We start from the raw sequence: 13,823 nt of genomic DNA, 5'->3' as shown, positions 1-13,823 counted from the left end.
TGGGGCGGCCGCTCACGAGGCTGCGCGATGGGTTTCGAGTTTCGCTGCGGGGCGGCGGACGACCGACGGCGCGGGGCGCAAATGGTGCGAGAGGCGGCGTTCGAGGAGTCCGAGGATCCGCACAACGACGAAATTGAGGAACAGGTAAATCAGCGCGGCGCAGGTGAAGACCTCGGTCGTGCGGTAGGTCTGCTGGATGATCTGCTGCGCGACGCCGGTCACTTCCCACACGGTGACGAGGCTCGCCAGCGCCGTCGACTTCACGAGCAATACGGCCTCGGTCGAATAGGCGGGCAGGCACTGGCGCAGCGCGATCGGCCCGATCACCCGACGCAGCAGCGCGAAGCCCGACAGACCGATCGCACAGCCCGCCTCGATCTGCCCCACCGGCACGGCCATCAGCCCGCCGCGGATGATTTCGGCGGTGTAGCCCGCCGTGCACAGTGCCAGTGACAGCACGGCGCAGATGTACGGCTCGCGCAGCACCGGCCACAGGAAACTCTCGCGGATCACACCGAACTGGCCGAGTCCGTAGTACACGAGAAACATCTGGATCAGCAGCGGCGAGCCGCGAAACACCAGAATGTAGGCACGCGCGAAACGGTTGGGCAACCAGTGCGGCGACACGCGCATCGTCACGATCACGAGCGAGAGCAGGCCGCCCAGCACCAGCGACGCGAAGAACAGGCCCAGCGTGATCGGGACAGCCGCGATCAACTGGCGCATCGTGTCGAGAAGGAAGTCGAAATCGATATGCATGATGGGGGCGCCGTGGTGTCAGTTACGTGCGAAATTGCGCTTGAAGGACCTTGCGACGATTGCTTCCGCGCGGCCGAAAACGCGGTTCGACACGCCCGTCATCACGAGATAGAGAGCCCCGCCCACCACGAAGGAAGTACTGGTGTGTGGAACCGGCGGCCACCTGGCTTGCGCGCAGCAGTTCGGCCAGTCCGGTGACGGAAATCAGTGCGGAATCCTTGAGGCTCAGTTGCCAGACGTTTCCGATGCCAGGGAGAGCGAATCGCAGTACCTGGGGAATCAGGATGCGGCGCGCCATGGTGAGCGTAGGCATGCCGATCGCCCGCGCCGCTTCCAGTTCGCCGCGCGAGACGGCCAATACCGCAGCGCGATACACCTCGGCCTGGTAAGCGCCGGAAATCATGCCTACCGCGAACGCACCGATTGCAAAAGGCGGCACGCCGATGAAGCCGTCCGCGCCGAACCACTGGCCGATCGACGAAACCAGCGTCGAGCCGCCGAAGTAGAACAGATAGATGACGAGCAACTCAGGCACGCCGCGAAAGACGGTGGTGTAGCAGTCACCGATCACGCGCACCGTGCGATAGCGCGAGAGCTTCGCGGCGGCGATGAGCGCGCCGAATACGGCACCGATCGCCAGCGCAGCGAGCGTCAGCACAACAGTCATGAGCGCACCGAGCAACAGCACGCCGGCCCAGCCATCGGGCCCAAATCCAAGCGTTTCGAACAGAGACATTTTCTACCCCACGCAAGCTTGCGAACGGGGCCGTGCGCCCTCGACCAGGTGCTGCGCGGCCAGTCTGTAGGCGCCGCTCAGGGTGTCACGTCGGTCTTGAACCACTTCTGCGAGAGCTTCTTCACCGTGCCGTCGGCAAGCGCGGCAGCAATCGCCGTGTCGAACTTCGCCTTGAGGTCGGCGTCCTGCTTGCGGAAAGCGAGCCCTTCGCCCGGCCCCCAGATCGGGCCGCCGATCTTCGGGCCGACCGTCACCGTGGAGGACGCTTCCTTCTTGTCGGCATTGGCGGCGTAGTAGGTCACGTCGTCAAACGAGGCGTCGATGCGGCCGTTGGCCAGGTCGAGATCGCGCTCCGGCGAAGTCTTGTACACGCGGATCGACGCGACATCCTTGAAGTTCTCGTTGATGAAGCGTGTATAGACCGTGCCTGACTGGATGCCGATCGTCTTGCCCTTGAACGCGGTGCGCAGCGCGTCCACAGCGGGGGCTTGGGAGCGCGCGTCATTATCGAGCTTCAGCGGGGGGGCGCTGGCGGCCGTCTTCGGCACGATCTTCGTGTCGGTCACAGCGAAGGTCGCGGGCGTCGCCGCATAGGGCTTCGAGAATGCAATGATCTTCTCGCGTTCGGGCGTGATCGAGATCGCGTCCATCAGCACATCGAACTTGCCGGCCTGAAGGCCCGGAATCATGCCGTCCCAGTCCTGCGCCACGAGATTGCACTGCAGCTGCGCGCGAGCGCACAGGTTCGCGACCAGCTCAGGCTCGAAACCGCCCAGCTTGCCGCCCGGTAGCGTCAGGTTCCAGGGCGCGTAGCCCCCTTCGAGCGCGATCGTCACCGTTTTCCATTCTTTTGCCTGGGCGACACCGCCGCAGAGCATGGCGGCACCGACTGCAGCACCGATCAATCCCTTCGCCAACCTGCTGTACTTCGCGTGCATCTCGACTCTCCTGTGATTGCGGAAACTCCGGAATGAGCGTGCGACTCCCTTCGCATCGCATCTTGTCTAGACAGGATGCTGAAAAAAAATGTCGATGCAAGCTGAATTCCAAAAAACCCGTCTTACCCGGGGTATGCCCCCAGTCGGCGATCAGGCGCACCGATCGCGCTGACAGATGGATCTGCGGAGCCATTGATGACCTCAGTGCTCCACGGCACGGGTCGTGGGTCCGAAATGGTCGGGCATCGGTGAACCCTGAATTTGGCGCTTCCGGAACATCTTTGCTTCCGCGACACCTCCGCTTCCTGGAATGCGGGACGCGCCAAGTTTGGTAATGGACAAGGAATGGTTCGCCGTCACGTTGCATAGACAACAGCGTTTGTTCAATCGCGCCACTTCGACCGCGAGGACACTGTCCTATGCGTTCGCTCGTGCGTGCACCGGCGGCTTCACACTGACACGTGGACCAACAGTTCTTTCCAAGGACCCAAACCGCGCTAAGGCCAATTACATCGAAAAAAAATAGTGTCCGCCGCTGCTGCGGCAATCCGTTCAGCCGTGCAGATTGCGCGTTGCTCCGCTGTGTTGTTGCCTGCTCATTATTTTTTGCACAACGTTCAAATTTTTACGGCCATTTGAATGGCGTCATCGAGCTTCACACTTCGAAATACCACAGGGACGCAATGGATGGCCGGGTTGCCCCAAAACGGTCACGGCGCACAGGAGCCACTGACTTGGCGTCCGCGCTGTAAAGCCAGGCACACGATGGCAGGAGGAGCGCGCCCATACATAGCCAAATAGTCCCGACGCGATGACGACGCAGTTGCCGCATTCTTAGCAGCGCCCGGAATATCTCTTCCTCCAACCCGTTTATTCCACACGTATCTCACGGCATCCGATTTGCCGATTTCATCCAGCCACATCGAATCGCGGCTTGCCTACCGCGAGGCAGCGTCACGCTCCGTGACGGGCGACCCGCTGCCCCGACCATCTCCACACTGCCAGTCACTTTCAATGGAGGTCAAGCCACACATCATTAGCTAACTGCAGATCTGTCCGTCTAAGCGGGTCAACTCGAGGAGGAATCATGAAATCGTTATTCAAGCCCCCCAGCTTCAGGCCGCTGGGTTCTCGTGCTGCCAGCCTGTCCGTTGCCGCGTTCATCGCCGCGTTGGCCGCAGGCCAGGCATGCGCGGAACAGCCGCCGGCACCTTGCCATCCGAATCCGAACGCTGCCGCCGACGGCGCGCTGGTTCATCAGCGCGGCGACATCGCGAACCTGCCGGATCCGCTGCAGGACATTCTCCAAAGAATGGCCGAGCGGCCCCATTCCTATTTGCCCATTCAGGCCTTTGCCGAGGCCGACAAACCGAGCCAGCTATTCCAGTATTACCTGCTGTCCACGACAGGATTCGAACCCAATCCGTTCACCGCACGATTCCCGGGCATCAACGACAAGGCGATGCTGACGGCAACCGGCGCCGACTGCGGATTGCCAACCATCGGTGCGGTGCGTCTCGTGGTCGAACCGAAACCTGGGCTGCCCACTGATCCGAACAACGTTCGCGCCTTTATCGATGTCTTTACCGACCTCTCCAATCTGTTTGTGATCAACAACGAAAGCGGCTGGTACGAGGGCTGGATGATCCACGATTTGCGCGTGCCGGATATCGCACCGCCCCGACCCGACGGACACGCGCAGTTCGGCACGATGACAAGCGCGGATGCGGCGGCCTTGCAGGCGATGGGCAGCCATAACAACCTCCCAGGTCGGCTGTTCACAATGGATGGCAAGGAACCGCACTTGCCCGACGCTAACGACCACTTCCCTGACCGCCAGACCAATATCGTGCCGATCCAGCTGAGCATGGGGGCGGTCAACTGCATGCAGCAGTCGGATTGTCATGGTTACTGGGAATTCAACTACACGACCAACTGGACCCATCCACCCTACGAGTTGCCTTTTACCGGCGGTATCCCCGGTACCTTTGAGGCGGGCAAACTTGGCGCGCTGTCGTCATTGATTCCGGGCTCGGGACCGGCAGGCGTGAAGAACAGTCCGATCGACTATGGTGACGATCCGAACAATGCGGCTCCGCTCGGTGGTGCGGGTCCGCGCGACCCCGACCGCTTCGATGCGGATGTCGATAACCAGCGGGAATACCGCCAACGCTTCATCCCGAGCGGGCTGGCTCACGAAATCTACCTGGACACCTATGTGCGATTGGCATCGTTCGAGCATGGCACGCCTTTCCCGCAGCGCCTGTACGACGCCTATGTGGCCGAAGTCAGACGGGTCGATACCAATGGCGACGGCGTCATATCCGCAAGAGAGGGAGACGTCGATACCGCCAGTGATGGATTCGCGGACAATTCCCGCCTATTCTTACCAGCGACTTCGTTCCGTCGCTTTGCCGTGACGCGCGAAATCAATGACGGTTTGCTGGCACCTCGGTTCGCGCCTAGCCAGCGAGCCTGGGTGTTGACGGGTGCCGCCAACACCGTCAACCCACCTCGGCCGGCGTCTACGGGTCGCGATAGCGACGACCGTTGAACTCGACCTGACGGGATGTTTCCTGAGTTGCGAGAGGCGTTCAAACCGTATCGTGCGCTCTGAAGGTGGCCAATAGGGCGGCCCAAAAGTCGGCCCTATTGTTGCCTTCCGTTGATGCTCATCATCCAACGTTAACGCTCGTTGCTCGGGGTATAGCCGACGCTCGAACGTCCCTGTGCAAGCGTGATCGAAGGTCCCCTGTTGGCCGCTTGCAGTCTTATGCCTCCCGCACCGATCGTGCCGCCGTCCGTGGCGCGATAAGTCCCCGGCTGTGGCTCCGGCACCGGTTACGCAACTCCCGGTGCCGGGTGCGAAACGGGGCGGTACAAGGATCGCCCGGAGTGCCGATCGTCAATCCTCGTTGACTTCGCCGTCTTGATCGACGGCCGGATCTACTGGATCGGCCGCTGGGCTCTCATCAGCGGGTGCGCCTGCATCCGCCCCCGCACTTTCAGCTACCTGCGCATCAACGGCGTCGCCTGATCCAACTTCCGCCACAGCTGCACCGTCGCTTGACCCAGCTTGCGCAACTTCTGCAACGTCGCCTGACTGAGCTTCCGCCAGATCCGCAACGTCGCCCGACTCAGCTACCGCCGCATCTGCAACCTCGGCTGACTCAGCTACCGCCTCATCTGCAACGTCGGCTGACTCAGCTACCGCCAGATCCGCAACGTCCCCTGACGCATTGGGCTCCTGGATTGACTCATCGGTCGGCGTCGTAACGATCTCATCCGGCACGCCAGCCGTGCCGTCCACGTTCAGTGTCATCGAAATCCTCATATGGTCGAGTTAATGGTAGAAACCCCCAAAGGATTCCCAATGAAATGCGCGTCTCCTACGGTCGACTTTTTTATCGCAGGCAGCGTGGCCAGCGTGGGAGAGCACATAGTCTCACATCGCTAGCCCGACAATGGATCACAGCATGGACGCATTCGATCTGGATGTGTTCGCAAGCGAACACATCGCGTGACGCGCAATAAAAGCCTAAGTGTTCCGCCGAACGGCCTGCTTGATTTTCTGCCTGGAAATGGCGTGCGTCATGCCGGCAATGCGACCTGAAGTTTGGCGCATCGTCGCTGGCTAAGCTCCTGCTCGTCTGCCAGCGCCTCGTCGCAATTTGCCTTTGACGAACAGAGACGCTCGAACGAAGGCCGACTCGCGCACCGCGAATGCAATGCGAATACTCGTTCCCGCCGCTGCCAAGCGTCGCTGCGGGCCATCGGCGTCAAGCGGTGCCGCCTCGTCCTGTCCAGGTCGTCAGGAGCAAGGCGGCTGAGCCGAGGCGTCGGCAAGCGCATTTCGACTGCTATCGCCGGAATATTTGCCGCGCGCAGCCGTTTAGTGCGTACGTGCGGTCCCCTTCGTCTCGCGGCCGGGCCGCCGTGACTGCCGGACCGGTCGTGCCGGCAAGATCGGTGTTGCCGCGCACCTTGCCACAACGCCGCCTCTGTATCGCCTGATGCATCACCCGCCGCCGGTGAGGGGCATTCGCGCGCTCGCCGTGGCGCAAATGCAACGCATCAGGCGGGATCGCTCGCGACAGCCAGCACACCACCCATAGGGCGTTCGCGCGTACGTGGATGGAGGCTGCCGCAGCTTTCGTGGAGAGTCGAGTCATGAAAACTGTCATCACACACCTGGCTCCGCGTCTTGCGGCGCCTGCCAACCCCGCGCAAGCAACGCAGCCTATGCTCGCGCGAAGTACTGCCGGTTCGGGCCGTCCCGCGGGCAGCGCGCGCGGCCACCCGTGGCGCCGTCTGCTGCTCGCGCTGTGCGGCATCGGCGTCGCGCTCGGCGCAGCAAACTTTGCGTACGCCGAAGATTCGGTCCCATTGCTGCCGCCACCCTCAGTCACATCGACCACCGTGCCGGCCAATGGTGACCTCAATCCGTATGGCGTCGCGTTCGTGCCGGCCGGTTTTCCCAACTACGGCACCATCGCGCCGGGCGACCTGCTGGTGTCTAACTTCAACAATGCGCAGAACGTGCAGGGCACCGGCACTACCATCGTCAAGATCGTGCCGGGCGCGAAGCAAGCCACGACATTCTTCCAGGGCCCCCCCGGGCTTGGCCTCACCATGGCGCTCAATGTGCTGCGCGGCGGCTTCGTGCTGGTCGGTAACACCCCCACTACTGACGGCACGTTCCACACGATCAAACCCGGCTCGCTGATCATCGTGAACCGCAGCGGCAACATGATCGCGCAGTGGACGACCGCCGCGAAGATCGATGGACCATGGGGTATGACGGTCTTCGACCAGGGCGATCGCGCGAAAGTGTTCGTCTCGAACGTGCTGAACGGAACCGTTGTGCGGCTCGACGTCACGGTCGACGACAGCGGCGTGCATCTCGTGAGGGCAATCCAGGTCGCATCCGGCTACCAGTTCCGCGGCGACCCGGCAGCAGTGGAGATCGGGCCTGCCGGGCTCGTATACGATCCGTTACGCGACGTGCTCTACGTTGCGTCGATCGTCGACAATGCGATCTTCGCAGTGTTCGGTGCGGGCACCTCACAGCATGACGGCGGCAAGGGCGTGGTGATCTACGCGGACAACAAGCACCTGCATGGAGCGCTCGGTTTAGCGTCGGGACCGAACGGTCATCTCTTCACCTCAAACGGCGACGCGATCAACCCCGATCCGGCACAGCCGAGTGAACTCGTCGAGTTCACGCCGCAAGGGCAATTCGTTGCGCAACTGCCGATTGATCCGGCGCCAGACGGTGCGTTCGGCATCGCGTTTGGTCGGGTGATGAACGAGCACGTGCACTTTGCCGCGGTCGATGACAATACGAACGCAATCACGGACTGGAACCTGCCGTTTGAGGACCGTTGACGGATCCGGCGGTGCCATCAGAAACGGTGCCGCTCTGAACCGACTCGCGCCGCGGCAGGCGCAATACACGCTACGGGGTAAAGGGGTTCATATACAAGCATGAAAAGTACGGCCGATCGTTCATGGCCGACTGCCTGAAGCGGTCGGCCGTACCTCCGCCGTTGACCGGTTCCCCGCCAACGGACCACAAGACGCTGCGGAACGGACACTCAAGTGGTGTAGGCCACACACCCACCTCTTCAGCATTCCGCTTGGGCCGTCGGTGCGCCTCGTATCACCTTCGCCCGTCGCCGGGATTTCTCATGCAGGATCTGGCGCCGCCGATAGTCCGTCAGCTTCTTCCAATCCCGAATTTCTTCTCGAGTTCGAAAGAAAGCAACCGATGCATAGCTCGGTTTTACCGTCGAAAGCGCATACCTCGACGCACGGTGATATGACTGCCAACGCTTAGTTTCAGGCGCCGGCACGCGTCGGATTCACTTCTACCGTCACGTGTGACAGCCCCTTAAAACGTTTGAGCGCCGCGTGATAGAAGCTCGGGCTGCGTTGTATTTCACTGGTGACGACCGATACCACCGCGCTCATGTGCCCGGGGCCGACGCGCCAGACATGTAGGTCAAGCACGGCGTCACCGTTGTCTTCAATGACGTGACGAACGTTTTCGGCCATGCGCTTATCCAGATTCATGTCGAGCAGAATGCCTCCCGTATCGCGCATCAGGCCCCACGACCAGTTCGCAATTACCAGGGCGCCGATTACGCCTGCGAGCGGGTCCATCCAGGCCCAGCCGAATGCACGGGCCAGCAGGAGGCCGATGATCGCGAGCACGGAAACTGCCGCGTCTGCGATGACATGAATGTAGGCCGAGCGAATATTGTGATCGCGATTCGCCGCTGCATGCGCTTCGTCGTGACTGTGATCGTGTTCTTCGAACTCGATTGAGTGTTCACCATCGGGCAAGCTGACAATGGCCCTGAATGCATGTGGCTCGGGAATGTCATCTTTCGACTCCAGAAAGCTCCCACGGTCTTCAAACGTGAAGGTCTGCCGGGAACCGTCGGGCCGAATCGTCGTGATTGATACCGCGTCGGTGGTCAGCCTCGAAGAAGCCATTTCAGGCGTGATGCGGAAAACGGGCGGCACACCGTCTTCGAAGACCGACACGGCGAAAACGCCCGCGTTACCGAAGATGCGATGCGCCTCTTCCTCATGACCGTGTGCGTCTTCATGTCCATGCCCGTGACCGTGGCTGTGCCCATGTCCATGATCGTGGCCGTGATGGTTTCCGCTGAGCAGCCAGACGCTTGCGAGATTCACCAGCAGGCCGAGCACCGCGATGGGAATCGCTTGACCGAAGTGGATGGGCACGGGCGAGAGAAAGCGCGAAATGGCTTCATATCCAATCAGCAGCGCGATCATGGCAAGCACGATAGCGCTGGTAAAACCCGCCAGGTCGCCCAGCTTTCCGGTGCCAAATACGAAGCGGCTATCGCTCGCGTGTCTGCGCGCGTAGGTGTATGCCAAAGCGGCGATCAGCATTGCGCCGGCGTGTGTCGACATGTGCAGGCCGTCGGCGACGAGCGCCAGCGAGCCGAACAGGCTTCCGCCAACAATTTCAGTCACCATCATCGCACTGCACAGTGCGATGACCATCCACGTCCTGCGCTCGTTGTCTTCATGGGCCGCGCCCAGAAAGACGTGATCGTGCCCCGCTCCGAAAGCGGCATCTTCAAAGTTACTCATGGTTCCCTCTTACTTGAAGTAGCTGTGGACTACTTCAATCAGCTGCTCGGTGCCGCTGCCGTGCTCGTCGTCCGGCTCTGCGTCGACGAGATGCGTCCGGATGTGGTCTTCGAGAACCACGGCGAGCAACCCGTTCATCGCGCCACGGCTGCTGGTGATGAGCTGGAGCACATCCATGCAGCCGCGCTCCTCTTCAAGTGCACGCTCGATGGCGTCAACCTGTCCCTTGATGCGGCGAACGCGGTTGAGCAGCTTCTGTTTCTCGCGAATCGTATGGCTCACGGCTAGCCCCTCTGAATACAGTAGGGTGCTATGTTACCCCTAAAATAGGGTACGGGGGTATACGTTTCTTATGTTGAACGGTTTGGCGTAGATCATTGTCGGTGCGGCGCTGAGGCCAGAGGGCCGCAGACTTCTGGGTGGTGTGCGCCCAAATCGTATGGCTGTTTGGCAGCCCGAGGAGACATTTGGATATCTGCGCTGCAGTGCTTGCGAACGGCCGAAGCTACACGGCCATACTCACCCTGCGAGATATCCCCTCTGATTCGGAAAGCGTCGGTGATCGGCTTGAGTGTTTGGGCATCGGTTGGGGGTACTCCAATCTACACATCACCCTCTGATTCTCTAATCCGACATCAAAAAAGGGGCATCGTCCGGTTGAATCCCCCTGTAACGTGGACGACTTATTCCGTCTGCAGAATGGCGGGCCGCTCGCGTGTCGCGTATGCGAACGCAGGCGCACCCCTAAACCAACAATTATGTCGTCCGGAGAACTTTGATGAGCATTCCCTTTCGCTATGCGCTGCCTTCAGGCTTGATCGCCGCCGCAGTGCTCGCCGCATGCGGCAGCAACGACAACAGCAATCCAGGTACGCCAGCAGTAGCGAGCGGAATAGCGAACGCGCAGCACGTGCTGCTAGTGAGTATCGACGGAATGCATCAGCAGGACCTCGCCAACTGCGTTGCCGCGAAGACCTGTCCCAACATCGCGGCACTTGCGCAAACCGGCGTCACATACTCAAGTGCGTCGACACCCGGGCTCTCCGATTCGTTCCCAGGCCTAGCTGCTTTGCTAACCGGCGGATCACCGAAAACCGCCGGCCTTTTTTATGACGTCTCCTATGACCGCACGCTCTACGCACCGAGCGATACGCAATGCGCAGGCCCGCAGGGATGGAACGTGGTGTTCGATGAAACGACCGGCATCGACGCGATGAACGGTGGGGCGCTGACGCACCTTAACGGAGGCGGCGGCTTTAACCCGCAGGCAATCCCGAACGCGAAGGTGAACGGCGTGTGTACGCCAGTCTATCCTCACAATTACATCAAAACCAACACCCTGTTCGAAGTCGTCAAGTCACAGATGGCGAACGCCCGCACGGCGTGGGCCGACAAGCACGCATGGGGTTATGACTGGGTCAACGGGCCGTCAGGCAAGGGCGTCGACGACCTCGCCCGCACTGAAATCAATTCGATTGACCCGACGACGAACAGCGACTACACCGACATCTACACGCACACAGAAGCTTTTGACAATCTGCATGTGCAGGTGATTCTCAATCAGATCGACGGCAAGGATTCGACGGGGGCGACCACGCCGGGTGTACCGACCGTGTTCGGCACAAACTTCCAAACGCTGAGCGTTGCACAGAAAGCGACGAACGCATCGGGCGGTGGCTACACGGATGCCAATTTCACGCCGGGTCCGCAAGTCAGCGCCGCCATCGCTTACGTCGATGGAGCGATCGGTAAGATGGTCACGGAGCTGAAAGCAAAGAACCTGTACGCGTCGACTGTAGTCGTCGTCACGGCGAAACACGGCCAGTCGCCGTCTGACCATACGAAGCTGGTCAAAAACGGTGACACGCTGACTGCGCTGCTTGAGGCGAACAACTATCTCGATGCGAACGGCAAATTCGGCCAGTTTTCGACGACTAGCGGCTCGCTTAACGATGGCACTGGGCTCGTTGGCACTGGCATGGCTCAGACCGACGATGTCGGGCTGATCTGGCTACGTAACCCAGCGCAAGCGGCTCAGGTCGTGGCGACACTTCAGGCCAATCTCTCGTGTACTTCCACGGGAATCTGTGCCGACGGTCCGCAGGCTTCGATCCTAACCGGCGCCGCACTGGTAGCGAAGTTCGGCGATCCGGCGCAAGGTCGCACGCCCGATATCATCGTGCAGCCTAATCCGGGCGTCATCTATACGAGCAGTACGAAGAAAGATGCCGAACACGGCGGCAACGCGCCGGACGATAGCCATGTCGGTCTGCTCGTTTCGTATCCGACGCTCCAGGCGGCCACGAACACAGCAACCGTCAGCTTGACCCAGGTCGCGCCGACGGTCCTGAAGTCGCTGGCACTGGATCCGTCGCTCCTGCATTCGGTCGCGGCGGAAGGCACGCAAGTGTTGCCGGGCTTGGGCTTCTAAAGTCGTTGATGGAAGTCTTCGATCAATAGCATTTCGTGTTTCATCTCCTGGTGAGCGTTCGAGGTCCGCTCACCAGGTTGATGAATGCAGCGGAGAAGGAACAGCGATCGATATCGTTAGCAAGCGTTTTCATAGTTCGGCTTCGAACCGAGCACGATTGCCGGTCGCTTGAATGCCCCGACTTTTTCCTGTGACTTTGAATGCCACAGGGAGGGTTCTTGATGTTCTTTTCGCCATCATCGCGTTACCTTTGCGGGCGTGATGCCCGTCTCAGATCCGGGTAAATCCCCCATCATCGAGCTAACTGGATTTTCACCCCGCCGCTGCAGTGCGGGCGCTACTCGCCCATAGTTGCGCCAATATGCCCCATGACGACGGCCAGTCGCTCATCAGTCCGCGGTTCGCGCCGTGCGAATCGAGCAGCATCAGCATGGCTGCTGATGCCAGTCCAGTCATTCAGCGACCATTCTAAGCCCCGCGCTTCGTCAGCGAATTGACCCATATCGGATGTGGGCAGGATCGACGCTAGCCGACCAGTCGCTGTCTGCCGTTCACCACATGATGTAGAAAATGCGTTACCGGTGCACACGGGGGTGCCGCGGCGTAGCGGATGGTATGGCAACGCCCGCGCTACGTGTCTTGTTGTTCGAGCTAGTTAGCGGTACGTCGCGGCAATCCCAAACCACGCTGGCCAGCCTCGGTTGCTCAAGCAGCATGACGCGCCCCAAGTCAGTACTGACACGCCAAAGGCAAGAATGGTGCAAAGCATCATCGCTGGCATAGTTTCGCGAGCCTATACTTCGCAAGACCGTTTCACCCTTGGGCGCTTTGCTATGATGTCATTCGCGATCGCGGACGCTGTAAAACCAGTAGCCTTTTCCTTGCAGGGATGCACGTCCCAGGTCGAGCAGCGCAACACGACTTACCTACGCCGATTTTCCCCAAAGGGAGAAGCGCGTGAAATTCCGCCGCGGCGCACGGCGCGAACATGGCACATCCCGCGGGGTAGAGACCGTTGCTCGGCAACGCTGGCTACGCTGTCAGAGTAGTGCTGCGGACAAACGTAGCGGCGATCGATTGCTTTTCTCGGATGTCTGAAGAGGAGAAGCGACCATGAAAATCCTGTGGGTCGATGACCACGAACTTCTTTGCGTCGCTCTTTCCGAATATTTACAAACACACGCTTCGGAGCTGAGCGCAACCCCAATCGACGTCACGCCCGTCTTTACGCTTGCCCGCGCGCTTGAAGAAGTCAACAAGACACCTCCCCCCGATCTGGTATTCCTGGATCTTAATCTGGATGATGAGAACCGTGGCGCCACGACACTTGAGCATTTCCAGGCCGGAAATCCATCTAAAGTTCCCGTGGTCGTCTGCACAGGACTCGCTCCCGGGAACGATCAGGAAGTTGAAATTTTGCGCATGTGCATGCGTGACTACGCCGTTCGGGGAATTCTGTTGAAAGGAGGCGCGCACAAAAAAATGTTCATTGGACTGAGCAGGATCCTGGGAGGTGAACTCTGGATTCCGGAAGAGGTCCTGCTCCGCTTTGCCCGCTCGACACAAGCGCCCTCAGCTAGCCGGAATGAGCACCATCTTGGGCTTTCTCCTCGCGAGTGGGACGTGGGGCGTTGCATTGCACGTGGCCTCTCGGGGAAACAGATCGCTAGAGAGCTTAACGTCAGCGAAGGACATGTCAGACAGGTATCCTGTGTTATCTACGACAAACTTCGAGTCAGAAACCGCGTAGAAGCGGCACTTAGAGTCAATGCCGAGTTGGGCGGTGGAAGCGGGCCAGACAAGGGACCGTCATGAAGATCTCTGCTAT

General features: G+C 60.4%; 9 protein-coding genes and 2 pseudogenes. 4 read left to right on the top strand and 7 right to left on the bottom strand.

What is annotated here, in order from left to right:
* Positions 1-12: 12 nt before the first annotated feature.
* From AB3X95_RS36555 to AB3X95_RS36545, 3 genes and pseudogenes are all read right to left on the bottom strand, one after another.
* Complete coding sequence (locus tag AB3X95_RS36555) at positions 13-759, bottom strand: ABC transporter permease (protein ID WP_176368209.1); 747 nt, start codon at positions 757-759, stop codon at positions 13-15.
* An 18-nt stretch (positions 760-777) separates the two neighbouring features.
* Positions 778-1,495, bottom strand: a pseudogene (locus tag AB3X95_RS36550) (ABC transporter permease).
* Positions 1,496-1,572: 77 nt separating this feature from the next.
* Positions 1,573-2,373, bottom strand: coding sequence for a transporter substrate-binding domain-containing protein (locus tag AB3X95_RS36545; RefSeq protein ID WP_254905779.1), 801 nt, complete (start codon positions 2,371-2,373; stop codon positions 1,573-1,575).
* A gap of 1,147 nt (positions 2,374-3,520) precedes the next feature.
* Between AB3X95_RS36545 and AB3X95_RS36540 the strand changes: the two genes are divergently transcribed.
* On the top strand, positions 3,521-4,987 hold the full coding sequence (locus tag AB3X95_RS36540; RefSeq protein WP_176120471.1) for a hypothetical protein: 1,467 nt from the start codon (positions 3,521-3,523) through the stop codon (positions 4,985-4,987).
* A gap of 351 nt (positions 4,988-5,338) precedes the next feature.
* Here AB3X95_RS36540 and AB3X95_RS36535 read toward each other — a convergent pair whose 3' ends face one another.
* Positions 5,339-5,755, bottom strand: coding sequence for a mucin-associated surface protein (locus tag AB3X95_RS36535; protein ID WP_184226761.1), 417 nt, complete (start codon positions 5,753-5,755; stop codon positions 5,339-5,341).
* A gap of 848 nt (positions 5,756-6,603) precedes the next feature.
* Between AB3X95_RS36535 and AB3X95_RS36530 the strand changes: the two genes are divergently transcribed.
* On the top strand, positions 6,604-7,821 hold the full coding sequence (locus tag AB3X95_RS36530; RefSeq protein ID WP_368623798.1) for a hypothetical protein: 1,218 nt from the start codon (positions 6,604-6,606) through the stop codon (positions 7,819-7,821).
* Between the two features lie 239 nt (positions 7,822-8,060).
* Here AB3X95_RS36530 and AB3X95_RS36525 read toward each other — a convergent pair.
* The 3 genes and pseudogenes from AB3X95_RS36525 to AB3X95_RS36515 form a co-directional block, all read right to left on the bottom strand.
* Positions 8,061-8,265 (bottom strand): annotated as a pseudogene (locus tag AB3X95_RS36525) (DUF1289 domain-containing protein).
* A 9-nt stretch (positions 8,266-8,274) separates the two neighbouring features.
* Positions 8,275-9,564 (bottom strand): CDF family Co(II)/Ni(II) efflux transporter DmeF, encoded by a 1,290-nt coding sequence (gene dmeF / locus AB3X95_RS36520; RefSeq protein WP_176120468.1) that lies wholly within the window; start codon positions 9,562-9,564, stop codon positions 8,275-8,277.
* Positions 9,565-9,573: 9 nt separating this feature from the next.
* Complete coding sequence (locus tag AB3X95_RS36515) at positions 9,574-9,846, bottom strand: metal/formaldehyde-sensitive transcriptional repressor (RefSeq protein WP_176120467.1); 273 nt, start codon at positions 9,844-9,846, stop codon at positions 9,574-9,576.
* A gap of 496 nt (positions 9,847-10,342) precedes the next feature.
* On the opposite strand from AB3X95_RS36515, the gene AB3X95_RS36510 reads away from it, so the two are divergent.
* Both AB3X95_RS36510 and AB3X95_RS36505 read left to right on the top strand, forming a co-directional pair.
* Positions 10,343-11,995, top strand: a complete 1,653-nt coding sequence (locus tag AB3X95_RS36510; RefSeq protein WP_176368202.1) for an alkaline phosphatase family protein — start codon at positions 10,343-10,345, stop codon at positions 11,993-11,995.
* Positions 11,996-13,108: 1,113 nt separating this feature from the next.
* A complete protein-coding gene (locus tag AB3X95_RS36505) occupies positions 13,109-13,810 on the top strand; it encodes a response regulator transcription factor (protein WP_176368201.1) in 702 nt (233 codons plus the stop codon).
* Positions 13,811-13,823 lie beyond the last annotated feature (13 nt).

Source organism: Paraburkholderia sp. BR13444, assembly GCF_040948755.1.
Taxonomy (GTDB): domain Bacteria; phylum Pseudomonadota; class Gammaproteobacteria; order Burkholderiales; family Burkholderiaceae; genus Paraburkholderia; species Paraburkholderia youngii.
Note: the sequence above shows the minus strand (reverse complement) of the source record. Positions and strands in the feature narration are given on the sequence as shown.

Bases quoted from the DNA above. Each gene is read 5' to 3' on its own strand.
- AB3X95_RS36530 (WP_368623798.1), top strand. From the start codon at position 6,604: ATGAAAACTGTCATCACACACCTGGCTCCGCGTCTTGCGGCGCCTGCC.
- AB3X95_RS36540 (WP_176120471.1), top strand. From the start codon at position 3,521: ATGAAATCGTTATTCAAGCCCCCCAGCTTCAGGCCGCTGGGTTCTCGT.
- AB3X95_RS36510 (WP_176368202.1), top strand. From the start codon at position 10,343: ATGAGCATTCCCTTTCGCTATGCGCTGCCTTCAGGCTTGATCGCCGCC.
- AB3X95_RS36505 (WP_176368201.1), top strand. From the start codon at position 13,109: ATGAAAATCCTGTGGGTCGATGACCACGAACTTCTTTGCGTCGCTCTT.
- AB3X95_RS36555 (WP_176368209.1), bottom strand. From the start codon at position 759: ATGCATATCGATTTCGACTTCCTTCTCGACACGATGCGCCAGTTGATC.
- AB3X95_RS36535 (WP_184226761.1), bottom strand. From the start codon at position 5,755: ATGACACTGAACGTGGACGGCACGGCTGGCGTGCCGGATGAGATCGTT.
- AB3X95_RS36545 (WP_254905779.1), bottom strand. From the start codon at position 2,373: ATGCTCTGCGGCGGTGTCGCCCAGGCAAAAGAATGGAAAACGGTGACG.
- dmeF (WP_176120468.1), bottom strand. From the start codon at position 9,564: ATGAGTAACTTTGAAGATGCCGCTTTCGGAGCGGGGCACGATCACGTC.